The following is a 23,640-nucleotide window of genomic DNA, read 5'->3' as shown; positions in this document are numbered from 1 at the left end:
GAGATGAGCGGCTTAGAATGCACGAATCGTGTCGGAACTCCGGTTCCGCCTTGACCCAAGGGCGGCCTGGCGGGTGGCCGCGGGGCTTATCCGCTGACTGGTTTGGCTGGCCTTGGCGGCGTTAGCCTGTTGAGTCATTGGCGTGACGCTATCTCACCACGATCGCGGTTAATTGCAAATGCGAGCGTGGTCCGCAATTTTAAAATATAAATATATTCAATAAAATCAACTCATTGCAGTGACCGTGAATGTGGTTTTTCCGTCTATCCGCTTCGTTCCTTGTTGAAGCTGAGAGCCTGTTCAGGGCGCTGGGGGGCTCAAGCGGGACAAGGCGTTGCGGCTGAGGCAGCGGAATGGCGGCGCGGCGCGGTACAAGGCGCCATGAAGCGCAGCAGACTTTGAACCGATTCTGAGGGGGTGGATATTGGAATCTCTTGGCAAACGATTGAGGTTTATCCGCGACACGGTGCTGAAAGAAGCGCGCGACGTCACTGCGCAGAAACTGGGCATATCGCTGGTGTCGCTGCAGAACTACGAAGGCGGCACGCGCAAACCGTCCGCCGTGCTGGTGGCCAAGTTTTCGCGGCTGACCGGCGCGCGGCTGGATTGGCTGCTGTTTGGCGAAGGGGAAGCCTTGCCGGGGGCGACGGGGCCGCGCACCGGCGAGCCCTTGGCGCCGTATGCGCCGCAAGGCGCGCATGTGGAGGTGCCGTGTTACGGCGACGGCGCGACTCTGCCGCTGGCGCTGGGCTGGCTGGAATCCCGGCTCAAGTTGCCGGCCGGCCAGCTGGCGGCGGTGGCGGTGGCGGGCGATGCGATGGACGGCGTGTTGAATGACGGCGACCTGGCCCTGATCAACCGGGCGGAAACCCAGCCGGGCAGCGGCTTGTACGCGCTGGAACTGGACGGCGAGGTGGTGGTGCGCCGGGCGCAGAGGCTGCCGGGCGGCAAGCTGGGTTTGTCCAGCGCCAATGAGGCTTATCCGCCGTTTGAGGTGGACCTGGCCGCGCCGCCGGCGGATTTCTCGGTGTTGGGGCGAGTGGTGTGGCTCGGGCGGCAGGTGTAGCGCTCACCCCATCATTTTTTGCCACCACCAGCGCCAGCGCGCCATCGGTTTGCCGTCGGCGTTCAGCGGCCGGCCGTCGTCGGCGAAGCGTTCCGGCGGCCCCAGCGGTTTGCCCTCGATGAAGTTCTGCCGTTCCGCCAGCGCGCCGTTGGGGTGGTAGCGCTGTTGCAGGCCGTGCTTGAGGCCGTTGCGGTAGACCGCCAGCTCCGCCGCCTGGCCGTTGGGAAACAGGGTGCGGGTTTCGCCGTGCGGCAGGCCGTGGCGGTAATGAGCCTGGCGTTGCAGCGCGCCCTCCGGCGACCAATACTGCGCGGCGCCGTGCAGCTGGCCGCACTGGTAATGCAGCTGGGCCGAGGGCTGGCCGCTGGGGTGCAGCAGGGTGGCCGGGCCGTGCAGCTGGCCGTCCTGGTAGTGGAAGCGCGCCAGCGGCGCGCCGGCTTGCTCGATGCGCGCCGGGCCTTGCAGCTTGCCGTCGCCCAGCTGGCCGACGAAGCGCTGCTGGTCTTGCTGGATGTCTATCGGTTCCGCCATCGCATCAGTTCTGCTGGATCAGCCCGCCCTTGAGGGTGAGCATGCCGCCGCCGTCCACGGTCTGGCTGGCGCTGGCCTTGTTGGTTAGCGACACCCCGGCGTCGTTGGTCAGCGTGGTGCCGGCTTTATTGGTCAGCTCGGTGCCCGCCTGGTTGGTGAGCCCGGTGCCGGCCTTGTTGGTCAGGCTGGTGCCGGCCTGGGCGGTGTAGGCGGCGTCGCTCTTGGCGGTGAAGGCGCCGCCGCTTTGCAGGGTGAGGGTGCCGCTGACCTTGATGGTGAGGTTGCCGTCCACGGTTAGCGTGTAGTTGCCGCTGACCTTGTGTTCGTGATTGCCGCCGGTGCTGTGGCTCTGGTCGCCCTCCACCTTGACGGTGCGCTTGCCCTTGACGTTGAGGGTTTCATTGCCGGTTTTCACTTCCACCGTGCGGTTGCCCTTGTCCACGCTGAGGCTGTCGTTGCCCTCGGTGACGCTGCGCTTGCGCTCGTTCTTCACCACCAGGGTTTCGTCGTGGCCCACGTCGGCGGCCGCGTCGTTGAGCACTTTCACCGTGTAGTCCTTCTGCGCCTGGAAGAACACCTCCTCCTTGTCTTTGCTGTCGTCGAAGCGCAATTCGTTGAAACCGCCGCCGCCTTTTGTCGAGTTGGTCTTGAGGCCGGACTGCGCCTGCTTGGCCGGCAGTTCGTAGGGCAGCGCGTTGTCGCCGTTGTAGACGCAGCCGCTGACTAGCGGCTTGTCCGGGTCGCCGTCGATGAAGCTGACAATCACCTCCTGGCCGATGCGCGGGATGAACTGCATGCCAAAGCCCTTGCCGCTCCACGGCTGCATCACCCGCAGCCAGCAGGAGCTGGATTCGTCGTCCTTGCCGTCGCGGTCCCAGGGGAATTGCACTTTGACGCGGCCGTATTTATCGGTCCAGATCTCCTCGCCGGCCTTGCCCACCACCTTGGCCACCTGCGGGTGCATCACCGGCTTGGGGGTGAGCCGCGGCGGGCGGTAGGGGGTGGCCTTGGGAATGGCGGCGAAGCGGTTGCGGTAATGCTGCTGGCCGGCCTCGTGGCTGACGCGGGTCACCACCCAGGCGATATTACAGGCCGGGTCCGGGTGGCCGCTCAGGGTGAAGCAGTGGCCGGGAATCAGCCAGCGGCAATCGCTGTCGCCCACCAGCTCCACTTCCTCGGCGCGCAGGCCGTCGCTGCGCTGCTTGGCCAGCGCGTCGCCGTCGGCTTTTTTGGCGTAGCCGCCGGGGTATTGGTAGAGGTTGGGCAGGTCGGACTTGGCCAGCGCCTGCGCGTACAGCGAGGCGCTGGCGGTGGTGAATTCGTAATCGCCGGCGCGGTAGCCGCCGGCCACCGCCTGGCGGCTGATGCCGGCGCTGCGCACGCCTTCCAGCTCGCGCCCGCCCAGGTCCTGGCCCAGGTAGGGAATCTTGGCGTTATTGGGGCAGTCCGGGAAATGGCTGTTGCCGTCCGCCAGCACCAGGGTGTGTTTGCCGTCGGCGTGAGTGAAGAACCAGAAGATGCCGGCGTCTTCCAGCAGCCGCATCACAAAATTGAGATCGCTCTCGCCAAATTGCACGCAGTACTCGCGCTTGGGATAGGTGGCGTCTAGCTTCAGCTGGTAGTCGCTGAAGCCGTGGCCGGCGAACACCGCTTTTACGATGTCCGGCACGCTCTGGTTCTGGAAGATGCGGTTGTTGCCGGCCAGGCTCAGCCACCACAACCAGGGCCGCAGCGTCACGCTGTAGCGGTCCGCGGTGGCGTCGCCCGGCAGCTGGCGTATCGCCGCACACAGGCCGTCTAGCGGCCGGGTCTTGTCGTCGCGGCGCAGGCTCAGGGTCAGGTGGGAGGCCACCGCCTTGTCCAGCGTCAGCGCGCTGTCGCTGAAGCCGGCCAGGGTGAAGCTGCCCAGCGCGTTCAGCGCCTCGTCGCCGGAGAGGCTGTCCGGGTACAGCGCTTTCAGCGCCGGGGCGCTGAGCGAGAGCGGGGTGGTTTTGTCGGAGGGGCGGGGCATGGGGGTTCTCGCGGCAGCGGCGCTCAGCTGAGGACGTCGAAGACGATGGGGCGATGGTCCGGGCCGCTCATGTCGAACGCGTCCGCCCAGCCGCTGATGTCGAAAGGCGCGACTTTGACGTCGACCGAGGCCAGCACCCAATCCAGGATGCCGCCTTTGGCGTGGGTGGCCTGTCCTTGCCAGCATTCATAGGCGACGCCCGGGGTGTCCAGTTCCTCTACACGGGTGTAGTCCAGGTTCAGATCGCCGGTGGCCACCCAGTGCCCGCCCAGGCTGGTGCAGTCCCGCAGCTGGCTCTTGGTCAACCCGCCCTGGCCGGATTTGAAGTGAGCCAGAAACAGAAAGCCGGTGTAGCCGTTGACGGCTTCGGCCCAAACCGCGATCAGGTCCCGGTTCAGGCCTTTCAAGTGCCCCTGGCTGACAACTTCGAGATGCGGCCCTTTTCTGGTCATCACCATGTAGCCGTTGGAGTGGCCGCCGGCAAAGGCGTGGACATCATAGTCTTGATACACCTTGCGTAAATAATCGTAATAGTCGTCCAGCCTGGCGGAGTGCACTTCGCACAGAAACACTACGTCAACGTCCCAGTTGTCGTTGGAACAGCATTGGTGGATGAAGGTCTCGACCTGTGCCTTTTTATCCAGCGGCGAGGATTCGCCATTTTTTTCCAGATTGAAGCTGGCTACGCGCATCTTTGCTCCTTGGCCGATCTAATTTAACGCTGCGGTGTTAGTGCTGCTTTTCTTGGTCCCCGTTTTGCGCTTTGGAGTAGGTGCTGAAGGTGCACATGGATAAAGTGTCCCAGATGATTTTAATCAGGGAGGTGCAGCAATTGTCATCGCTCTGATAATAAGACAGCAGGTCAAAATCGATATCGAACAAGTCGAATTCGTCAAACTGACTTTTCCCGGTTCTGGAGATTCTATTGGGAGCGTAGCCCAGCAAGTCCGCGCTCAGCAGGCCTTGTTCGCTGAGTTGCGCCAGGGTGTTTTTCTGGATGTTAAAGGCCAGCTTGCTCACCGAGGTGGGCGAATGGCAGCAGCAGATGCAAGCGCATAAGGGCAGGGTGCAGCCGGTGGTCAGCGGCCTATCCGGTGCGTCGGTGATGCCGGCTTCAAGCACCGCCGCCACCACCTCCGCACAGTTGCCCCGGTTTTCCCCATGATTCTCTGCCATGAATTGGATCATTCTGTCTTGATCCAAGCCCAGCGCTGTTGGCGTTTTTTTTAATAGCGGCTTATGCGAGAAGGCCTTTTCATCGCCATGGCTGCCGCCAATGTCAATCAAGACATCATCGCCGCGGCGCATGGTCATGGTGGGCGGCTTCATCTCCACTACCGAACTCATGCTCTGATGGGCTGGCGGCGGCCTGCCGCTGGCGCTGGTTGGCGGGATGCCGATTTCCGGCGGCTTGCTTCTTAGAATGTGCGCCACTTCATTCTTGCTGGGGATGTAAATCACATGCCGGACCCTGATGCCCTTGGTTTTGGTGTTGTCCCAAAACCGGGTGATCTCCTCCTTGGTGGTTCTGAGATGCATTTTTTGATGGCCGGCGGAGTATTGAAACTGATAGACCTCACGGTTTTGAGTGGTAATGGAAATGAGACTGTGGTCTTGGCAGTCCCCATTCTTGCAACTGCAAAACATGGTGCCCGAGCCACCGCTGAGGGTCATAACGGTAATCATGCGGCCTCCGTGTTTTTGCTTCCAATGAGTTGATACTCTGCCGGGTGCTGCTTAAACCATCACATCAGTTCTAAATTTGTTCTGCCATCTTGCTAACCAAGGCGGAAGAACTTTTGTTCAGCGTCAGCGCGCTGTCGCTGAAGCCGGCCAGGGTGAAGCTGCCCAGCGCGTTTAGCGCCTCGGCGCCGGACAGGCTGTCCGGGTAGAGCTCTTTCAGCACGGTGGCGCTGAGCGAGAGCGGGGTGGTTTTGTCGGAGGGGCGGCACTTGGTTGTTTAATTTTTTATTACATTTTATGTAGCAAAGGGAGAGTCCAACGTATATTGATTGTGGATGGTGCGCGATAAACATGGCAGTGCATTACATTTCACGAAACCCCGGTCTAATTATTCTGATTTCTCTGTTGGGTTAATAGCCTCCTTTTAAAAATTTATCCAGGGTTACCCAATTTTTTGGGCGGCCTATTTTTTCTTTGCTATAAGGGTTTTTAAAGCCGCACAGCATTCGTGGAATTATAATTCTGCAGCGATTGCATGAATCAATGCTGCCAGTGTCATTGTGAAGGTTGTGGCTATTCGCTTGCTGATACCATATCTCAGATAAGTAGATATTGTCATTAGTGTTGTAGAGTTTTCTTTGTGTTATGTATTGTATTAATTTGGGGGCTGCGCATTGCAAAATGCTTTCTGATGTGAAATGTTCGTTTTTTATTTCATCCCCATTTAAGTTTTGTAATTTTTGCTCAATTTTGTCGGCTGTGACATATTTTATTTCATTGGCTTTGCAGAAAACTCTTGTAAGATTTTGTATTCTTGTTGTGTCTTCGCCTGATTTTGAAATGGAACAATATAGGCTAGGCTTTTTTGAGTTGCTGTAGTGCTCTAAAACACCTATCATAAAGCTTTGTCCACATTGATTTTGTCGTAGATGTGAATGCACTTTTAGTGCGACGCTCCTGGCTGTAGCTGTTTCTAGTATTTTGTGATCGCTATTCTGACCTAGACAATATGGGCACATTTTTTTTGCCATTTCCAGGTTGACGAATGAAGTTTTATTAATGTCGCGTTCGGACATTTTTTTATAATCACTTATTTTGATCGTTGAGTTGTCTTTGATGCCGATGCTGTAAATATCAGATTTCTCCTTAGCTATGCTTGCATCACTACTTCTAGAGTAACTTCCATACTTTACACCGGTAAAATCAACGTTATGGCTCCCAGGTATTTGCTGTATGTAGCAAGTGTGAACGCCAAACCTTGGGATGTAGCCAGTCACACCTATGTCATTTCCTTCGATTACTCTTGCCCAAATATATGGAATGCCAAAATGTATTAGGGCTGTTTCGTAAATTAATTCTACCTTTGTCATGGAGTTTAGTGATTTTTCTGGAATAAATGAAATTAATTTACCATTGGTGATGTCTTTATATATGGGGACTTTTCTAGCTAGTGTATATGCAATTATATTTGGCATTTCGGTTTCCAGTTCTGGTTCTTGAATTGTGGATGTTGTCTTGAATTGGTTTTGTAAATGAATAGACGTTTTTGGTGAATTGTTGTTGGTGTGAAGTATTCATCCCACCGCCCACTCCGCCAATTTCCCCACCACCTCCGCCAATAACACATTATCAATATCCCGCGCCCCCGCCCCACGACAGCGGTTTAGCACCGCCTGAATCAAGCCGGGATCAAAATCAAACATCTTGCCAGTGGCGCGTTGATAGCGTTGACGCAGCACTTCCAGCTTGCTGCGCACTATGTCGGCCAGCACTGTGTCGTCCAGCGCGCGGTAGGGCACCACCGTCATCCGCGCCAGCAACGCCGGGCGGAAGGCGGTGTTCAGTTGCGGCCGCAGTTGGTCGATGAAGCCGGAGTGGCCGATGGCGGCGGGCGCGGCGGCCAGGATGGCTTCCGCCCCCACATTGCTGGTGGCCAGGATGATGGTGTTGTTGAAGTCCACCGTCAGGCCGGTGCCGTCTTCCATGACGCCCTTATCGAACACGTTGTAGAAGGCTTCCAGCACGTCCGGGTGGGCTTTTTCGATTTCGTCGAGCAGCACCACGCTATAGGGCTTGCGCCGCACCGCTTCGGTCAGCACGCCGCCCTGGCCGTAGCCGACGTAGCCGGGCGGCGCGCCCTTGAGCTGGCTGACGCTATGGGCTTCCTGGTATTCCGCCAGGTTGACCACGATCAGATTGCGTTCGCCGCCATAGAGCGCGTCGGCCAGCGCGTAGGCGGTTTCGGTCTTGCCCACGCCGGTGGGGCCGAGCAGCAGGAACACGCCCACCGGTTTGCCGGGGTCGGTCAGGCCGGCGCGGTAGGCCTGGATGCGTTGGGCGATCTTGCCCAGCGCGGCCGGCTGGCCGATCACGCGCTGGCCCATGCGCTGGGCCAGGGTGCGGATGGCGTAGGCTTCGTCGGCCAGCATCTTGCCCACCGGGATGCCGGTCCAGCCGGCGATGACGGCGGCCACCGCCTTGGAATCCACGTGTTCCGGCACCAGCGGGTCGTCCTGGCGCAGCGCGTCCAGGCCGGCTTCCAGCCGCGCCAGTTGTTCCGCCAGCTGCAGCGCCGGGTCCGCGGCTTCGTCCTCGTCGGCCGTCGCTGGCCCGTCTTCGGCTTCTTCCAGCAGCAGCGGCGGTTCGCCGGCGGGCAGCTCGGGTTCGTTGGCCAGGAAGTCCAGCAGTTGCTGGTGGGTGTGCAGGATTTCGCGCACCGCGCGCAATTCGTCCTGCCAGCGCACGGTCAGTTCGCGCATGGCTTGCAGCTGGCGCGCGCTGTCTTGGCGCAGCGCGGCGATGCGGGCGGCGTGGTCCAGGCCGGTGGCCTGTTCGTTCAGCAGCCGTTCCAGTTCTTCGTCCAGCATGGCTTGGCGGTGGCGCAGGTTTTCCAACTGCGGCGGCTGGTCGTGCTGGGCCAGCGCCACGCGGGCGCAGGCGGTGTCCAGCACGCTGATGGCCTTGTCCGGCAGTTGGCGGCCGGAGATGTAGCGGTGGGACAGCTTGACCGCGTCGTGGATGGCGGCGTCCAGGATGCGCACGCCGTGGTGCTGTTCCAGCCGGGCGGCGACGCCGCGCAGCATGGCCACGGCGCTGTCTTCGTCCGGTTCTTCCACTTGCACCGGCTGGAAGCGCCGCGCCAGCGCCGGGTCGCGTTCGAAGTATTTCTTGTATTCCTGCCAGGTGGTGGCGGCCACGGTGCGCAGTTCGCCGCGCGCCAGCGCCGGCTTGAGCAGGTTGGCGGCGTCGCTGTGGCCCTCGGCCGCGCCGGCGCCCACCAGGGTGTGGGCTTCGTCGATGAACAGGATGATGGGCCGGGCGGCGGCGCGGATGTCGTCCATCACGCTTTGCAGCCTTTGTTCGAATTCGCCCTTGAGCCCGGCGCCGGCTTGCAGCAGGCCCAGGTCCAGCGCCAGCAGGCCGACGCCGGCCAGCGCCGGCGGCACTTCCTCATGGGCGATGCGCAGCGCCAGGCCTTCCGCCACCGCGGTTTTGCCCACGCCGGGCGCGCCCACCAGGATGGGGTTGTTCTGGCGGCGGCGCAGCAGGATGTCCAGGCATTGGCGGATTTCGCCGTCGCGGCCCACGATGGGGTCGATGAGGCCGGCGCGGGCGTCGGCCACCAGGTCGTGGGTGAAGCGCGCCAGCGCGCCGGCCGGTTCCGCCTCGGTGGCGGACGGGGCTTCGCGCGAGGCGGCGGCCCAGGCGTCCAGTTGTTCGCTCAGGGGCTGGCGCGGCGCGCGCAGCAGGCAGGGCGCGCCGATCAGCAGCAGATTGCGCAGTTCGTCGCGCTCCAGCAGGGTGAGCAGCAGCAGGCCGGAGCGGATGCTGGCCTGCTGGCGCAGCGTGGCCAGCAGCAGCGCTTCCTTGAGCCAAGCCACGGTGTGGCTGGAGAAGGCCGGGGCGCGGGTTTCACCGCGCTTGAACTGGTCCAGGCTGCGGCGCAGCTCCGCGCTCAGTTGGTCTGTGCTCAGGCCCAGCTTGGGCAGCAGCAGCTGCAGGTCGCCGTTGGGCAGTTCCAGCAGCTCCAGCAGCACGTGTTCGATTTCCACGTAGTAGTGGCTTTGCTGCAGGCAGCGCTGGGCGGCCAGCTCCAGCGCCTTGCGGCAGCTGGGGTTGAGGCGGGCCACCAGTTCGGACAGTTCGGCGCTCATGCCGGGTCCTCGCCGGCCGGGGGCGGCCGTTGCAGCCGGGTGTCCAGCTGTCGCGCTCCGCCGGGACCGCCCAGCCAGCTGTCCCAGCTCAGCCGCGGCGCGGCGCGGGCTTGCAGCTTGAGCGCGGCGGCTGGCGCTTGCCACAGCAGGCTGAGCTGGATGTCCAGGTCCGGGCCGAAGTAGAAGTCCGCCAGCGCGGCCAACGCGCGGTGGCGTTCGCCGCCGGGCAGGAAGGCGCGGTAGCCGGCCGGGTCCTGCGGGCCCACGGTCAGGCGGATGCCAGCGTGTTCGTCCCAGGCGCGGCGGCCGGCCAGCGCGCCCTGGCCCAGCGCGGCGTTGCGGCCGTTGGGGCCGATGCTGGTGCGGCTGGCCGGCGGGATCTCGCGCCAGCCGCCGGCGTAGGGGCTGGCCTGCACCGGCGCGGCCAGGTGGCGGCTGGCCAAGGCGGCGAAGCCGGCCAGCGAGCGGCGGCGGTCCGCCAGCAGGGCGGCGCGGGCCAGCAGCGCGGCGTCCGGCACCGCTTGGCGTTGTTGCAGGCCGGCGGGCAGCAGGCCGCACAGGCTGAGCAGCAGCGGCCGCGCCGGGCTGAGCCGCGGCGCGGCGAAGCTGGGCGCCAGCCGGTATTTGCGCTGGGCGCGGTAGAGCAGGGCCAGCAGCCGGTGCTGGAACAGTTGCAGGAATTCCGCCGGCGCGTGGTCTTTGTCCTGGCGGCGTTGTTGCAGCCATTCCTGGTAGGCGTAGGGCAGCGGGCCGTCCGGGCCGCCCAGGCCGAAGGATTCGACATCGAGCGCCGGCTGGCCGTCCCGCGCGTCGCCGCCCAGCGCGCCCGGTTCCAGCGCGCTCAGTTCGCTGGCGGCGAAGGCGGGCAGCAGCGGGCCGCGCAGCCGCAGCGCCTCGCGCGCCGGGTCCGCGCCCTGGCCCAGCGGCGCGGCTTGCGGCGTCAGCCGTTCCAGCAGCATCACCGCCTGGGCGAATTCGAAGCCCTGCGGCCGCGTCAGCAGCCGCTCGGCTACAGAACCAGGCTGGGGCCGGGCGGGGGCTGCCATGTCTGGATCTCCTGTTGCTGGTGGACGAGTCGGGTGCGCACGAAGCGGTTGGCGTGGGCGTAGAGGGCGAAGAAGTGGGCGAGCACGGCGGCGAACAGCACGCGGCTGCCGCCGGCGAAGCAGGTCGGGTCCAGCTCCAGCGTCAGCAGCAGGCCGTTGCGCCAGCCGCGCCAGGCGTCGGCGCCGACATGGTCGACGATGCGTTCGCTGCCGAGCGCGGCGATGCCTTCGATCTGGCGGCGCGCGGCCGGCTGTTCGCCCAGATTGTGCAGCGCCAGCATTTCGCGCAGCGCGGCCAGCGCTTGCGGGCCTTCGCTCAGCGACAGGTGGTTGAGGCTGAGCTGGGACACCAGTTTCCAGCGCGAGGCGCCGTCCAGCGCGGCTTCGGTTTGCGGCCGAGGCGGGCGCAGCAGCCGCGCCTGGCCCACCGGGCCGGGCAGTTCGAACATCAGCGGCGCGCCGGCCGGCAGTTGCTCGGCCAGGTGGCGGTTGGTGCACAGCAGCTCGGCGGTGAGGCTGAGTTCGCTGGCGGCCAGCGGGTCGAAATCGGCGTCCACCAGGGTGAGCAGCATGTCGCTGCCGGGGCGCAGGCGGTTGAGGCCGCGCACGCGGCGCGCGTGCCAGTAGCGGCCGTCGCCGCCCTCGCCGTGGCTGCAGGCGAAGTAGGGGGCGATGCGGCGCGCGCCGTCCGGGCCGGCGGCGCGCAGTTGGCGGATGGAGTGGATTTCCACGCTGTGGTCGCGGTGGGCGTCGGCCACCAGCAGGTATTCGCTGCGGCTGCCGTCCGGGCGCAGCGGCTCCGAGGTGTGCGGAAACAGATTGATCACCGGCGCGCAGCCCAGCGCGATGTCGCCGTGCTGGATGCCCAGGCGGCCGGCCGGCGCGCGTTCGAAGGCGATGACGATTTCCAGCTGCCGCTCCGCCTGGCGCGGCAGGCTGAGCGGCAGGTCGAAGAAAGCGAACTTTTCCGGGCAGGCGAAGTATTCCGCCAGCAGAGCGTGCGCCGGGTGCACGCCGTCCTCGGCCGGCAGCAGCGCTTCGTCGGCGCTAAAGCCGCAGGCGCGCGGCAGCGCGCCGGGGCGGATGGAGGGCGCGAGGCCGGGCCGCTCCGGCAGCCGGCAGCTGATTTGCAGGCTGTGGGCGGACAGCAGGTCGTAGAGCGCGGCGGCGTTGAGCGGGGAGCCGGCCAGGTGGATGCGCAGGCTGTTAAGCGGCAGCGCGCCCAGCGGTTCCGGCCCCAGTTTTTCCAGCCGCAGCACCAGGGCGGCGCGCGCCTGGGCCAGGCCGCTGGCGGCCTGGGCTTCGTCCTCGGTCAGCAGGCTGGCGGCGGCGAGCCGCAGCGGCCACAGGGTGACGGCGGCGCTGGTGCGAAAGCGCAGGCTGTCGCCGGCGGTGGTGGCCACGAACAGCGGGGTGCCGCGCTCGATGCGGTAGCCGGCGTCCAGCTTGCCCTTGTCCGGGTCCGGCTCGAAGCGGGCGATGGCGCAGGAGGGCATGGGCCGCAGCGCGTGCGGGTAGAGCTGTTCCAGCAGCGCGTCGGTGAGTTCGGAGTAGTCGTCGTCCAGCCGGCGTTGCAGCCGCGCGCACAGCAGGGCGAAGCCTTCCAGCAGCCGTTCCACTTGCGGGTCCGGGCATTCGCCGTCGCTCAGTTGCAGGCGGTGGGCCACCTTGGGGTAGCGGTGGGCGAATTCGCCGCCGGCGTGGCGCAGGTAGGCGAGTTCGCGTTGGTAGTAGTCCAGCAGGCGCGGGTCCAGCGATTCCATCAGCCGGCGTCCTCGCAGGCGGTCAGCCGCGCGCCGGACGGGTCCAGTTCGGCGACGAAGGCGGCCGGCCAGCGGCTGCCCTCGGCCTGGAGTTCGCCGTCTATGCGCACGCTGAGGAGCAGGCCGCGGCCCGGCACGGTGTCCACGCTGACGCGCGGCGCGGCCAGCCGGGGTTCGAAGCTGCGTATCGCCTGGCGGATCTCGCGCGCCAGGCGCTGGCGGTCTTCGGCGCGCTCCGGGTGCAGCGCGCTCCAGTCCGCCACGCCGTAGTCGATGACGCTGAGTTCGGGCAGGTAGGGCTGTTCGGCGCGGCGGCTGGACAGCAGCCGCGCCAGTTCCGCCCGCACCGATTCCTGCAGCCGGCGGCGGTCCACCCGCAGCAGCGGCTCGGCCTCCAGCCTGTGTCGCGGTTCGGCATCGGCCAGGAGTTCGAACAGACCCGGGCGGAACTGGGCGGGCTGGCGCATGGTTTACTTGGAGTACTTGTTGGCGGCCAGGTCCCACACCGCGGCGGCGTTGCCGTCCTTGGCGCCGGTGTCTTTCTGGGTGGTCAGCTCCCACTTGATCTTGGTGAAGTTGAGCGAGAGGTTTTCCACCGGCTTGCCGCCGGTGCCGCCGCTGACGCTGACGTTGGATAGGATGGCGTTGGTCAGGGTGTAGACGATGTAGGGCAGGATCTTGCCGCTGCTGTCGGCGGCGTTGCGGCCTATGGTGATCTTGACCTCGGGGATGTTCTTGCCCTGGCAGCAGTAGGCGTTGAGTTCCGGCGTGGATTTGTCGGTGAACTTGGTCAGGCTGAATTCGCCGATATGCGGCTTGCCGGAGGTGCGTTCGGTGTTGCTGACGTCGTTGGTCACCTGCATGGCCACGTTGTGGCTGTAGGACAGCACTTCGATCTTGTCGGTGTAGCCTTCCAGCTTGCACTCGCCCTTGATATCGCTGCCCAGGTCCAGAATGATGGCGTCCATTGCTTTGCTTGCTCCTTGGAGGGTATTGGTTCAGGCCCGCCGCGCGGCGGGCCCTTGGTGTGGCGTCAGGCGGCGGCCGGCGGCGGCAGCTCAGCCACCAGGCGGATGGACGCGGTCAGCTCTTCCAGCTGGAAGTGCGGGCGCAGGAAGACGGTGGCGCGGTAGGCGCCGGGCTTGCCCGGCACTTCGGTCACGTCCACCCGCGCTTCGCGCAGCGGGTACTGGGCTTTCACTTCCTGCGGCGCGTTGTCGTTGACCAGCACGTAGTCCGCTATCCAGTTGTTCAGATAGGTTTCCACGTTGTCGCGGGTCAGGAAGCTGCCGATCTTGTCGCGCATGATCACCTTGATGTAGTGAGCGAAGCGCGAGGCGGCCAGCACATAGGGCAGCATCGCGGAGATGCGGGCGTTGGCGTTGGCGGCGTTGGTGTTGTAGACCTTGGGCTGGTTGGCGCTCTGGCCGCCGAAGAACACCGCCAGATCGGTGTTTTTCTTGTGACACAGCGCGATGAAGCCCAGGCCGTCCAGCTCTTTCTCGCGGCGGTCGGTGATGGCGATCTCGGTGGGGCATTTGAGCGCGATGTCGCCGGAAACGGTGCCGAAGGTGTGGGCCGGCAGGCCTTCCACCGCGCCGCCGCCTTCCACGCCGCGGATGGCCGCGCACCAGCCGTATTTGGCGAAGGCGTCGGTGATGCGCTGGCCCAGCGCGTAGGCGGCGTTGCCCCACAGGTATTTGCTATGGTCGGTGCCGTTGACGTCTTCCACGTAGTTCATGCCTTCGGTGGGCTTGGTGTCCGGGCCGTAGGGCAGGCGCAGCAGGATGTGCGGCAGCACCAGGCTGACGTAGCGGGAATCCTCGCTGGCGCGGAAGGAGCGCCATTTGATCAGCTCGGCGCTTTCAAAGGCCTTGGCCAGGTCGCGCGGCACCGCCAGTTCGGTGAAGCTGCTCATGTCGAACAGGCGCGGGCTGGCGGCGGAGATCAGCGGCGCGTGCGCGGCGGCGGCCACATTGGACAGTTTTTCCAGCAGCGCCACGTCTTGCGGGTGGCGGCCAAACTCGTAATCGCCGATCAGCAGGCTGATGGGGTGGCCGCCAAAGGTGCCGTATTCTTCCTCGTAAATCTTCTTGAACAGCGCGCTCTGGTCGAATTCCACCGCCTTTTCCAGGTCGTTCTGCAGTTCGTCCTTGGTGGCGTTGAGCAGGCGCAGCTTCAGGCGGGTGCTGGTTTCGGTGTTCATCACCAGGAAGTGCAGGCCGCGCCAGGAGGCTTCCATCTTCTGCACGTCCGGGTGGTGCAGGATGTTGTTGAGCTGCTTGCTCAGCAATTGGTCGATGATGGCGATGCGGTGGTTGATCATCGCCACGGTGTCTTTGTCGATGGCCATGCCTTCGTCAAGCACTTGGGTGGCGAATTCGGACAGCAGGTCCTTGGCGTATTCCTGCTGGATGTCGTCGTGGGCCATGCGGCCTTCCTGGATGATGCGGTCCAGCAGCGACAGCGAGGCGGCGTCGCCGCTGGGGGCTTCGGCTTGGGTCTTGGCCATGAAGTGTCTCCGGTATCAGGTGGTCGAGCGGGGCGTCAGGCGGCCGGCGGCGCGTCCGGCGCCGGGGCGGCTTCCGCCGCGGCCGGGGCCTCGGGGCGGGCGCTCTTGATCTTTTGCAGTTCCTCGGTGTTGGCCACCACGTCCTGCAACAGCTTGTCCAGTTCGTCGTTGCCGTCCAGCTTGGTCAGCAGGTCGCGCAGTTTCTGGCGCGCCTCGTACAGCCGGCGCAGCGGGGTGACTTGCTTGACGATGTTGACCGGGTCGAAATCGTCGAAGTGATTGAACTTCAGCTCCACGTTGAGCTTGCTGCCGTCGTCGGACAGCGCGTTGTCCACCTGGGCGGTGACGCGCGGCGCCAGCGAGGCCAGCACCGCGTTGAAGTTGTCGCGGTCTATTTCCACGAAGCGGCGTTCGCTCAGCTTGGGCAGCGGCTGCTCCTGCTTGCCCGCCAGGTCCGCCATGATGCCTACCACCAGCGGCAGCTCCCGTTTTTCCAGGGCGTTGCCGATTTCCACGTCATACGTGATTTGCACGCGCGGCGGACGAATCCGGTCCAGCTTGTGCTGTGTGCTCTCTGCCATAACAGACCTCGATCGGTTGGGAAGCTAACGACGCCGGCTGCGGGCCGCGTATCCGGTCCGCTTTGGCGTGATTGCATGATTGTCAGACCATTGTTGCCCGGCCGGGCCTGGTCGCTCTTTTCCATTGAAGCCGGCCATGGCCGCTGCATGGAAGCCTTATTTGCTGACAAATGCTTGCAATTTGCATTTTTTAATGACCATGGCTTAACAATTCCTATAGAACTATCGGCATTTTTTTGCCAATATTATTTGCAATGGATAATGGCGTTTGGGTGATGCGGATGCGCAACGGGTATCTGGCTGGGCTGTGCTGCTGTTTGGCGCTGGGCGTGGGCGGATGCTCGTCGCTGGGCTTCGGTCCTTCGGTCAAATTGCAGGCGGCCACGCTGGACGTGGTCAGCATGGCCAACGACGACACGCCGTTGGCGGTGGATTTCGTCGCCGCCAAGGACCCGGAGCTATACAAGCTGTTGCTGGGGCTGCCGGCGGCCAAGTGGTTTGAACAGCGCGAGCAGTTGCTGCGCGATTACCCGGCGGATCTCAAGGTGTGGGAGCTGGAGCTGGTGCCGGGCCAGCACCTGGAAACCGAGGATGTGCCGATACGCGGAGAATCCGCGGCCGGCCTGCTGGTGTACGCCGGCTACGCCGGGCCGGGCATGCACCGGCTGAGCCTGGATACGCGCAAGAAGGTTTGGCTGCGTTTTGAAAGCAAGAATATGCGGCTGATGGAGCCGTAGCGGGGGGAGAGCGGTTTGAAAGCAGTGCCACAGGCAGTGTGTTGGTACGAGGGGATGCAGTTGCTGCCCCAGCATTTTCAATGGCAGGCGCTGAGGTCGGACGCGGTGTCCGCGGCGTTGGCGGCGGCGGCCCAGCCGCTGTATTGGGGCGTGCTGGAGCTGGAGCTGGACGAGGCGGCGCTGGCCGGCGGCGTGGCGCGGGTGTCCGCGCTGGAGGCGGTGCTGCCGGACGGCCTGCCGCTGCGCTTTGACGCCGGCGACGGCGCGGAGCTCCGCTGCGACGTGACGGCGGCCGCGGCGGAAGCGCCGGGCCGCACGGTGACGGTCTATCTGGCGCTGCCGCCCTTGTGGCGCGCCGGCCGGCTGGATCCCGCCGCCGGGCGTTTTCGCTCGGAAAACAGTGAGGCGGTGCCGGATTTGAGCAGCGGGGAAAACCCGGCCAGCCTGACGCTGTGGCGGCCGGACATCCGCCTGGTCACCGAGGCCGAACGCGCCGACATGATCTGCTTGCCGCTGTTGCGCATCGCCCAGCAAGGCGGCGGCTTCTCCCGCCGCGCCTACGCGCCGCCGTCGCCGCGGCTGCTGCCGGACAGCCTGCTGGGGCGCAAGGTGGCGGCGCTGTGCGCCAAGGCGCGCGAGAAGTGCGTGTTCCTGAGCGGCCGCCTGCGTCAGGCCAAGGAGGCCGGCAAGGACGACGATATCGACGAAATCCGCCGCCAGCTGGCGGCGCTGTGGGCGCGGCTGCCGGAAGTGGAAGCCGCGCTGGGCAGCCGCGCCGCCCATCCCGCCGCCCTGTTCGGCTTGCTGGCCGGCATGGCCGGCTCGCTGACCGCGCTGGACCCGGGCGCCGGCGCACCGGTGTTCCCCGCCTTCAACTACCAGGAATTGCTGGCTAGTTACGAGCCCTTGCTGAACTGGCTGTCCGCCGCGCTGGACCGGGTGCGCGCCGGCTATCGCAGCCTGCCGTTCAACCGCGACGCCGAGGGCTTCTGGATTTCGCTGCCGGAGGCCGCGCGCGATAGCGGGCGCTTGATCGTTGGCCTGCGCATGCCCGGCGGCGCGCCGGACTCCGCCGCCCAGCAATGGCTGGGCCAGGCCATCATCGCCTCGGAACCGCACGTGGCCACGCTGGCGCGCCAGCGCATGCGCGGCTTGTCCTTCCAGCCCTTGGACCGCGCGGAGCAAGTGGCGTACAGCGTGGGCGACGACACCCGGCTGTTCGCCTTGCTGGCCAGCGGGGACTGGCTGCAGCCGGAGCTGCCGCTGCGCATGACGCTGCCGGCCGGCGGCGCGGCGCTGGAGCCGTGGGAGGCGCTGCTTTTCGTCGCTGATCCGCGCGACGAGACCGATGGAGAACGCCATGCTGGATAGCGCGCTGTCCCAGCCGCTGGGGGCGCTGGCGCAAGCGCCGCTGAGCGCCACTTTTGAAGACGCCTACGCCGAATGGCTGCAAGTGTTCCGGGAATTGGCCGGCGGCGGCCACAAAGCCGAAACCGCCGCCGAACTGGCGGCCGAGCAGGGCGGCTTGCTGGCGCGGCGTTTGAGCCGCGCCGCCGGCGCGCGCGTGGGCGCGGCCGGGCAAAGCCAGATCGAGGCATTGCAGTATCTGTTCGTTGCCCTGATAGACGAGCGCCTGCTGTTTGAGGACTGGCCGGGGCAGAGCCTGTGGCAGGCCACGCCGCTGGAGCAGCGGCTGTTTGGCAGCCGCGCTGCCGGCGACAAGGTGCCGGCGCTGATAGAGCGGGTGTTGCGCGAGCGCGATCCGGCCAGCCGGGACTTGGCCAACGTCTGCCTGCAAACGCTGACGCTGGGTTTCTACGGCCGGCTGCGGGGACAGGGCGGGCTGGCCCAGCACGAGGAATGGCGGCGCGAGCTGTTCGCCTTCGCTTACCAGCGCGACGCCGACATCCGCAGCCTGGCGCCGGCGCTGGAGCGCAGCAGCAATGTGCCGCCGCTGCGGCTGACGGTGCGGCGCATGCTGCCGGACGGCTTCCGGCTGGCGCTGGGCGTGGCGGCCATCCTGGTGGGCATGTCGGTGGTGGGGCACGTGTTTTGGCATGACATCGTATCGAGAGTGGAGCCCATGCTGTACCGGGGGGCGGACGGGGACGGGCAAAGCAAATGACGATACAGACCATAGTGGGCATTGTATTGCTGACCCTGTTGATCCTGCTGGCCTTGGCGGCGTTGATCTGGTGGTTGCGGCGCGAGGCCGATCCGGCGCGGCGCAGCTTCCGCGGCTCGGTGCGTCGTTTCGAGCGCGAGATCGGCGCGGAAGACCGCTACCAGACCCCCTGGGTGCTGGCGGTGGGAGACAGGGTGCGCAATGTGGAGGCGCTGTGCGCCTCGCTGCAGCTGAAGAGCGAGGGCGAGGTCAATTGGTTTGGCCGCTGGTGGTACGGCGGCGACGGCGCGGTGTTGGTGATCCCGGACGATATGTTCAGTCATCCGGAAGGCGCGTTGGCGCCGCTGTCCGCCTGGCGGCGGCTCTTGGGCGTGCTGTTGCGCAGCCGCGCCGCGCGGCCGCTGGACGCGCTGATCTGGACCGTGTCCGCCAGCCAGCTGTGGAGCGAGCACCTGGCGGTGAGCGCCGGCCTGGCCGCTGCCAAGAAGTTTGCCGATCTGCAAAGACGGCTGGGCCTGAGCCTGCCTATCTATCTGGTGGTGACCGAGACCGAACAGGCTCCGGGCTTCCTGGAGCTGGCGCAGGCGTTGCCGCGCGAAGCGCGCGACGCGATGCTTGGGTGGTCCTCGCCCTACGCCGCCAGCGCCGCCTATCAATCCGACTGGATAGAACAGGCCTTGACGCGGCTGCGGCTGACGCTGAGCGAAACCATCGCCGAATTCGGTGCCCTGCAAGGCGGGATGTCCACCGATTTGTATTTGCTGCCGCGCAGCTTTGAGGCGGTGCGGGCCAATTTGCAAGCCTTGTGCGACCCGGTGTTCCGAGGCAACGCGCTGGGTGAGGCGCCGCAATTGCGCGGCATCTATTTCACCGGTGCCCAGGCCGCGCCGGAAGGCGATCTGGAAGACACCGCCGCGCCGCCGGCGCTGCCCCTGTTCGCCGGCCGGCTGCTGCGCCAGCGAGTGCTGGCGGAGCAGGGCCTGGCCCAGCCGGTGCCGCGCATCTTGCGGCTGCGCCAGCGCTGGCATCGCTGGACACTGATCGGCATGGGCCTGTTCGCCGCCTTGTGGCTGGCCGGCATCAGCTGGTATTGGCATACGGCCACCGACGACGCCGACGCGCTAGGCCGCCAACTGCGCATTCTGCAACTGGACCGGGGCGGGCCGCGGCCGGAGCTGGGCAACGACGCCGCGGCGCGCCAAAGCGTCGTCGCCTTCTGGCGCGCGCTCAAGGACGCGCCGTCGCGTCGTTTCGGCACCTTGTTGCTGCCCACCTCGCTGATGTCCCCGGTGGACGGCCGCATCGACGAAACCATCGAATACGCGTTGCGCCGCGCGGTGATGCTGCCTTTGCAACAGCGGCTGCTGCGCGACGCCGAACAACTGCGGCGGCTGGGCGAAGCCGGCGCGGACAGCGTCAGCGACGACACCGCCGCGCCGGAAAAATGGCCGGCCTATCTGCTGGCGCGGCAATTGACCGGCGACGCGACCAAGCTGGAACAGCGCGTCAGCCAGTTCAACCATGCGGTGCACGACGGCAACGCCACGCTGGACGAGGCGGCGGAGCTGGCCAACGGCCTGTTTGGCCTCAGCCTGCGCGCGCCGCAGAACGCCCAGCGCGACAATCTGCGCCGCATCCTGCTGTCCAGCGATCAACTGGTGGCCGCGCCCATCGACCTTGCCAAGATCCGCCCGCAAGTAGGCGATCACTTCAGCGCGCTGATGCAAGCCTGGCTTGGCCAGCTCTACACCAATCAAACCTTCGACCTTACCGCCCAGCAATTACAGAAACAGCTGTTGATGCTGGAGTCCGGCCAGGGCAACTCCTTGCCGGAACTGGACAGCGTGGCCGGTCACATCGGCCTGCTGCAAAGCCTGGTCAACGCCACCAACAGCGCCTGGAGCCGCGCCGCCGGCCAAGACCTGGTGCCCGGCTACAGCGCGATGCTGGACGGCGCGCGCCGTTCCAGCCTGATAGGCCGCGACGCGGTGGCGCGGGTAGCGGACTACTCCGCGGTGGCGCGCCAGGAATTCCGCAAGCGCTGGCTGGGCGGCGTGGGGGCGACTTCGGCGCTGCTGGCGCAAGGGCCGGCCGGCGGTCTGGAGCTGCAGGATCAGGTGCTCAAGCTGAACGTGACCCTGGCCTCGCTCTTGAAGCAAGACTTCGTCGCCAGCGCGCGGGCGCAGGGCGAGAGCGGCCCGACGGCGAGCGGGCTGGCGAATATGGACGCCGAGGCGATGGCGGCGGCGCTGCGCCATTACGACGGTTACCAGAAATACGTGGCCGGCAGCGCCGGCCTGATGCCGCCCGCCTACCGCAAGGGCCTGGAGCGCGCCTTGCAGGACAGCGCGGCGCGGGCGATGTGGAGCGCCTTGAGCGGCCGCCGCGCCGAGCCGTCGGTGGGTTTGAATGGCGGATCCATCGACGAGGGCAACGCCTTCGACGCACAGGCCAAGGCGGCCACCCCGGTATTGGCGGCGTTGGATGAACTAGCCCAACCCGCTTTCCGCGACAGCGTGCTGCGCGAGATGGACCGGCGCGCGCTGCAATCCTTGCGTCACGCGGAACGCAGCCTGCAAGGGCTGGCGGTGTACCAGCCGCTGCAAGGCAGCTTCCGCTGGTGGGACGGCTCGCGCAACGCCGGGGCCCGCGCCTTCCGCGCCGGCGGCGCGCGGGAATTGCAGCAATACCTGGGCTCTCAGCTTGAGCTGGTGGGCAATCTGGTCCAGGCCCAGGCTCCGGCGCTGAGCTGGCTGGCCTCGCACAAGTCCTCGATGTCGGTGAGCGATCAGCAACTGCAGCAACGCTGGCAAAGCGCCGCCGTCGAACTGCGCCACTACAAGGAAAAAGCCGCAAACAGCGCGCCGGCGGTGCTGGAAACCATGATCTCCAAGGATTTCAACGAGATGGACGTGGGCAATTGCCGCGCGGTGCTGGACCAGGTGGAACTGCCGGCCGCCGGCAACGTTTTCTCAGACCGCGCCCAGACCCTGGTCAGCCTGGCCAGCGACCGCTGCGGCGCTTTGCGCACCCAGGCGGGGGCCGCCGCTTACCAGAAGCTGAGCGCCTTCTTCAATCAATACCTGGCCAACCGCTTTCCCTTCGCCGCCAAGCTGAGCGCGCCGGACGCCGCGCCGGATCGGGTAGCGGAATTCATGCGGCTGATGGACGACAGCGGCGGGCTGGCCGCCGCGGGGCTGCAGGACCTCAAGTCCGGCCAGGCCCAGGCGGCGCGGCGCTTCCTGGACGCGGCCAAGGCGGCGCGTGGCTGGCTGGGCCCGATGTTCGCCCGCGAGGGCGGCGGGCCGTGGCAGGGCGTGGACGTGGAGGTGCGCTGGCGCACCGACCGCGAGCACGAGCAGGCGGCGGACCAAGTGATCGAATGGACACTGGCCAGCGGCGGCCAGCGCTTGCGCTACCCCGGCGGCGATGGTCAGCGCCTGCACTGGAACATCGGCCAGCCGGTGACGGCGACCCTGCGCTGGGCCAAGGAGTCGCAGCAGGCGCCGGAGGAGGATTCAACGCAAAGCGGGCTGACCGTGTTCGACCGGCTGGCCAGCTGGAACTACGGCGGTCAATGGGGCTTGCTGCGCTTGCTGCGCGAGAACAACTCGCCGTTGCGGGTCAACAACGCGGAGGGCTTCAACGACGTGGGCCTGATGCTGGCGCTGCCGGTGCGCAACCCGGCGCTGCAAGGCAGCGGCAACGCGCAAATGTTCATGAGGCTGACGCTGCAAGCGCCGGGAGGCAAGAGCGGCCTGGCCGTGGCCAGCCTGCCTTACACCGCGCCGCCGTCGCCGTTCCGCACGGCAGCCAACCCGCGGCTGGCCGCGATAGAGGGCAGTTGATGCGCGCTTTGAACACCATGAGGAAACGGCCATGAGCGCCACCTTGCGTCTGGATACCCTGTTGCAACCCATCGCCGCGGACAGCCCCGGCGGCGAAGCGCTGCGCTACGCGCCGGAATACGACCAACTGCGCGAACTGCGGCGCGAGGACGACCCCAGCCTGCCCGCCGGCATCTGGGAAAGCGATTTGAAGCGGGCGGACTGGCCCGGCGTGGAACGCGTCGCCTCCGCGCTCTTGGCCGAGCGCAGCAAGGATTTGATGGTGGCGGCCTGGCTGGGCGAATCCTGGCTGCACCTGTTGGGCCTGCCCGGCCTGGAAGCGGCGCTGGCGCTGAGCGCGCAGTGTTGCGAACAGTTTTGGGACAGCCTGCATCCCTTGCCGCAGCAAGGCGATCTGAGCTTTCGCACCGGCCCGCTGGAATGGCTGGCCAAGACCTACGCCGCCACGCTGGCGGCCCAAGTGCCGCTGCTGGACGCGCCGCCGCCGCAGGAGCGGCAACCGCTGACCCTGCGGCAATGGCAGGACCTGAACCGCCGGCTGCTGGCCGGCGGCGACGAGGGCAAGCTGGAGCGCGAGCAGGCGCGCCACGAGCAGCAGAAGCTGAACGACTGGGTGCGCGCGCTGCCGCCGGCTGTGCTGGAAGATAGCCGCGGCGCGCTGGCGCGCAGCCGGCAATGGCTGGCGCGGCTGCAGGCCTGGTGCGACGAACGCATGGGTGCGGACGCGCCGTCCTACGCGCCGTTGAACCAGGCGCTGGAGCAGGCGGCGCAGGCCTTGCAGGAGCTGGCCGTGCTGCATCCCGGCCCGCCGCCGGAATTGGAGAACGCCGCCATTCACCACGCCGAAACCGCTGCGCCGCCGGCCGCCGTCGAAGCCGGCAACAGCGTGCCGCCGCCCGTTGCGGCCGCGCCGATGTTCACCCAGCGCGAGCCGCAGGGGCGGGAAGACGCTTACCGTCAGCTGCGCGGCATCGCCGACTACCTGGCGCGCACCGAACCGCACAGCCCGGTGCCCTATTTGATCTACCGAGCAGTGGAGTGGGGAGAAAAGCCGCTGCGCGAACTGCTGGCGGAACTGATAGACAGCGACGCCGAGGCGCGGCGGCTGTGGTCCTTGCTGGGGGTGTTGCCTTAGAACCTGTTTGCGATCTGCTGCGCGTCGGCGATACGGCGTTGAAAACGTCTTCGAAATGCTCATGTACCACGAGTACATTCCGCTTTTTCGCTCGTTTTCGCCTTGTCTCGCTCTAGCTCGCGAGACTTTGAACAGACTCTAATAACCTGTTCAAAGTCTTTTGAAGAGCCGCTAACAAAACCTCGCAGAGAACCTGAGCCAAGGCGCGCCGACGCAGAAAACGAAGTTTCTGCGAAGCTACAATACAAGTCGTACGATAAGGAGGCGCAACGCAGGATCGGGGGTTTTGTTAGCGGGTCTAATGACGGCCTCATCCGAGGCCGGCCAAGCTTATTGTAGATCCTTGGGGATCACCGGGTTTTGCTGGCCCGGCGGCGGTGGCGGCAACTCCGGGTCTTTGTAGTCGCTGACAATGGGAATGCCCTGAGCCTTGAGAGTGGCTTCCTTT

At 65.7% G+C, this 23,640-nt stretch carries 19 protein-coding genes; 6 read left to right on the top strand and 13 right to left on the bottom strand.

The genetic code is table 11. The features are described 5' to 3' along the window. Positions 1 to 445 precede the first annotated feature (445 nt). Entirely contained in the window at positions 446 to 1,066 is a 621-nt protein-coding gene (locus ACUXV1_RS13705) for an XRE family transcriptional regulator (RefSeq protein ID WP_446015636.1), read from the top strand. A 3-nt stretch (positions 1,067 to 1,069) separates the two neighbouring features. On the opposite strand, the gene ACUXV1_RS13700 is transcribed toward ACUXV1_RS13705, so the two are convergent. The 13 genes from ACUXV1_RS13700 to tssB all read right to left on the bottom strand — a co-directional run bounded on the left by ACUXV1_RS13700 (position 1,070) and on the right by tssB (position 15,347). After that, complete coding sequence (locus tag ACUXV1_RS13700; RefSeq protein WP_043633482.1) at positions 1,070 to 1,597, bottom strand: toxin-antitoxin system YwqK family antitoxin; 528 nt, start codon at positions 1,595 to 1,597, stop codon at positions 1,070 to 1,072. A 4-nt stretch (positions 1,598 to 1,601) separates the two neighbouring features. Further along, the gene (locus tag ACUXV1_RS13695; RefSeq protein ID WP_446015635.1) at positions 1,602 to 3,608 is read right to left on the bottom strand and encodes a type VI secretion system Vgr family protein; all 2,007 of its coding nucleotides are present in this window, start codon (positions 3,606 to 3,608) and stop codon (positions 1,602 to 1,604) included. A 23-nt stretch (positions 3,609 to 3,631) separates the two neighbouring features. Beyond that, complete coding sequence (locus ACUXV1_RS13690) at positions 3,632 to 4,300, bottom strand: endonuclease/exonuclease/phosphatase family protein (protein WP_446015634.1); 669 nt, start codon at positions 4,298 to 4,300, stop codon at positions 3,632 to 3,634. A gap of 37 nt (positions 4,301 to 4,337) precedes the next feature. Then, the gene (locus ACUXV1_RS13685) at positions 4,338 to 5,294 is read right to left on the bottom strand and encodes a hypothetical protein (RefSeq protein ID WP_446015633.1); all 957 of its coding nucleotides are present in this window, start codon (positions 5,292 to 5,294) and stop codon (positions 4,338 to 4,340) included. A 70-nt stretch (positions 5,295 to 5,364) separates the two neighbouring features. Beyond that, positions 5,365 to 5,514, bottom strand: coding sequence for a hypothetical protein (locus ACUXV1_RS13680; protein WP_446015632.1), 150 nt, complete (start codon positions 5,512 to 5,514; stop codon positions 5,365 to 5,367). Between the two features lie 187 nt (positions 5,515 to 5,701). Beyond that, positions 5,702 to 6,766: a hypothetical protein gene (locus ACUXV1_RS13675; RefSeq protein ID WP_446015631.1), complete on the bottom strand. Its 1,065-nt coding sequence runs from the start codon at positions 6,764 to 6,766 to the stop codon at positions 5,702 to 5,704. 99 nt (positions 6,767 to 6,865) lie between these two features. Then, a complete protein-coding gene (gene tssH, locus ACUXV1_RS13670) occupies positions 6,866 to 9,445 on the bottom strand; it encodes a type VI secretion system ATPase TssH (RefSeq protein WP_446015630.1) in 2,580 nt (859 codons plus the stop codon). Beyond that, positions 9,442 to 10,491 carry a type VI secretion system baseplate subunit TssG gene (gene tssG / locus ACUXV1_RS13665; protein WP_446015629.1) on the bottom strand — a complete coding sequence of 350 codons (1,050 nt, stop codon included), beginning with the start codon at positions 10,489 to 10,491 and terminating at the stop codon, positions 9,442 to 9,444. Before tssG ends, tssH begins: the two co-directional genes overlap by 4 nt. After that, on the bottom strand, positions 10,455 to 12,254 hold the full coding sequence (gene tssF / locus ACUXV1_RS13660) for a type VI secretion system baseplate subunit TssF (RefSeq protein ID WP_446015628.1): 1,800 nt from the start codon (positions 12,252 to 12,254) through the stop codon (positions 10,455 to 10,457). Before tssF ends, tssG begins: the two co-directional genes overlap by 37 nt. After that, positions 12,254 to 12,721 carry a type VI secretion system baseplate subunit TssE gene (tssE, locus tag ACUXV1_RS13655; RefSeq protein ID WP_081557045.1) on the bottom strand — a complete coding sequence of 156 codons (468 nt, stop codon included), beginning with the start codon at positions 12,719 to 12,721 and terminating at the stop codon, positions 12,254 to 12,256. Before tssE ends, tssF begins: the two co-directional genes overlap by 1 nt. A 3-nt stretch (positions 12,722 to 12,724) precedes the next feature. Next, positions 12,725 to 13,222, bottom strand: a complete 498-nt coding sequence (locus tag ACUXV1_RS13650; RefSeq protein ID WP_019103270.1) for an Hcp family type VI secretion system effector — start codon at positions 13,220 to 13,222, stop codon at positions 12,725 to 12,727. Between the two features lie 65 nt (positions 13,223 to 13,287). Further along, on the bottom strand, positions 13,288 to 14,766 hold the full coding sequence (gene tssC / locus ACUXV1_RS13645) for a type VI secretion system contractile sheath large subunit (protein WP_019103271.1): 1,479 nt from the start codon (positions 14,764 to 14,766) through the stop codon (positions 13,288 to 13,290). Between the two features lie 35 nt (positions 14,767 to 14,801). Continuing rightward, positions 14,802 to 15,347, bottom strand: a complete 546-nt coding sequence (gene tssB / locus ACUXV1_RS13640) for a type VI secretion system contractile sheath small subunit (protein ID WP_019103272.1) — start codon at positions 15,345 to 15,347, stop codon at positions 14,802 to 14,804. A 275-nt stretch (positions 15,348 to 15,622) separates the two neighbouring features. On the opposite strand from tssB, the gene ACUXV1_RS13635 reads away from it, so the two are divergent. The 5 genes from ACUXV1_RS13635 to tssA are packed head-to-tail and all read left to right on the top strand — an operon-like array spanning position 15,623 to position 23,192. Next, positions 15,623 to 16,084 (top strand): type VI secretion protein, encoded by a 462-nt coding sequence (locus ACUXV1_RS13635; protein WP_114152206.1) that lies wholly within the window; start codon positions 15,623 to 15,625, stop codon positions 16,082 to 16,084. A gap of 24 nt (positions 16,085 to 16,108) precedes the next feature. Beyond that, positions 16,109 to 17,455, top strand: a complete 1,347-nt coding sequence (gene tssK, locus ACUXV1_RS13630; protein ID WP_446015748.1) for a type VI secretion system baseplate subunit TssK — start codon at positions 16,109 to 16,111, stop codon at positions 17,453 to 17,455. After that, positions 17,445 to 18,209, top strand: a complete 765-nt coding sequence (locus ACUXV1_RS13625) for a DotU family type IV/VI secretion system protein (protein ID WP_081557113.1) — start codon at positions 17,445 to 17,447, stop codon at positions 18,207 to 18,209. The genes tssK and ACUXV1_RS13625 overlap by 11 nt, the downstream gene beginning before the upstream one ends. Further along, positions 18,206 to 22,057 (top strand): type VI secretion protein IcmF/TssM N-terminal domain-containing protein, encoded by a 3,852-nt coding sequence (locus ACUXV1_RS13620; protein WP_043633499.1) that lies wholly within the window; start codon positions 18,206 to 18,208, stop codon positions 22,055 to 22,057. The genes ACUXV1_RS13625 and ACUXV1_RS13620 overlap by 4 nt, the downstream gene beginning before the upstream one ends. Before the next feature lie 31 nt (positions 22,058 to 22,088). After that, on the top strand, positions 22,089 to 23,192 hold the full coding sequence (tssA, locus tag ACUXV1_RS13615; RefSeq protein ID WP_446015627.1) for a type VI secretion system protein TssA: 1,104 nt from the start codon (positions 22,089 to 22,091) through the stop codon (positions 23,190 to 23,192). The last annotated feature ends 448 nt before the right edge of the window (positions 23,193 to 23,640 follow it).

It is taken from the genome of Chromobacterium sp. W521, assembly GCF_052805975.1.
This window is presented reverse-complemented; position numbering and strand designations above follow the sequence as displayed.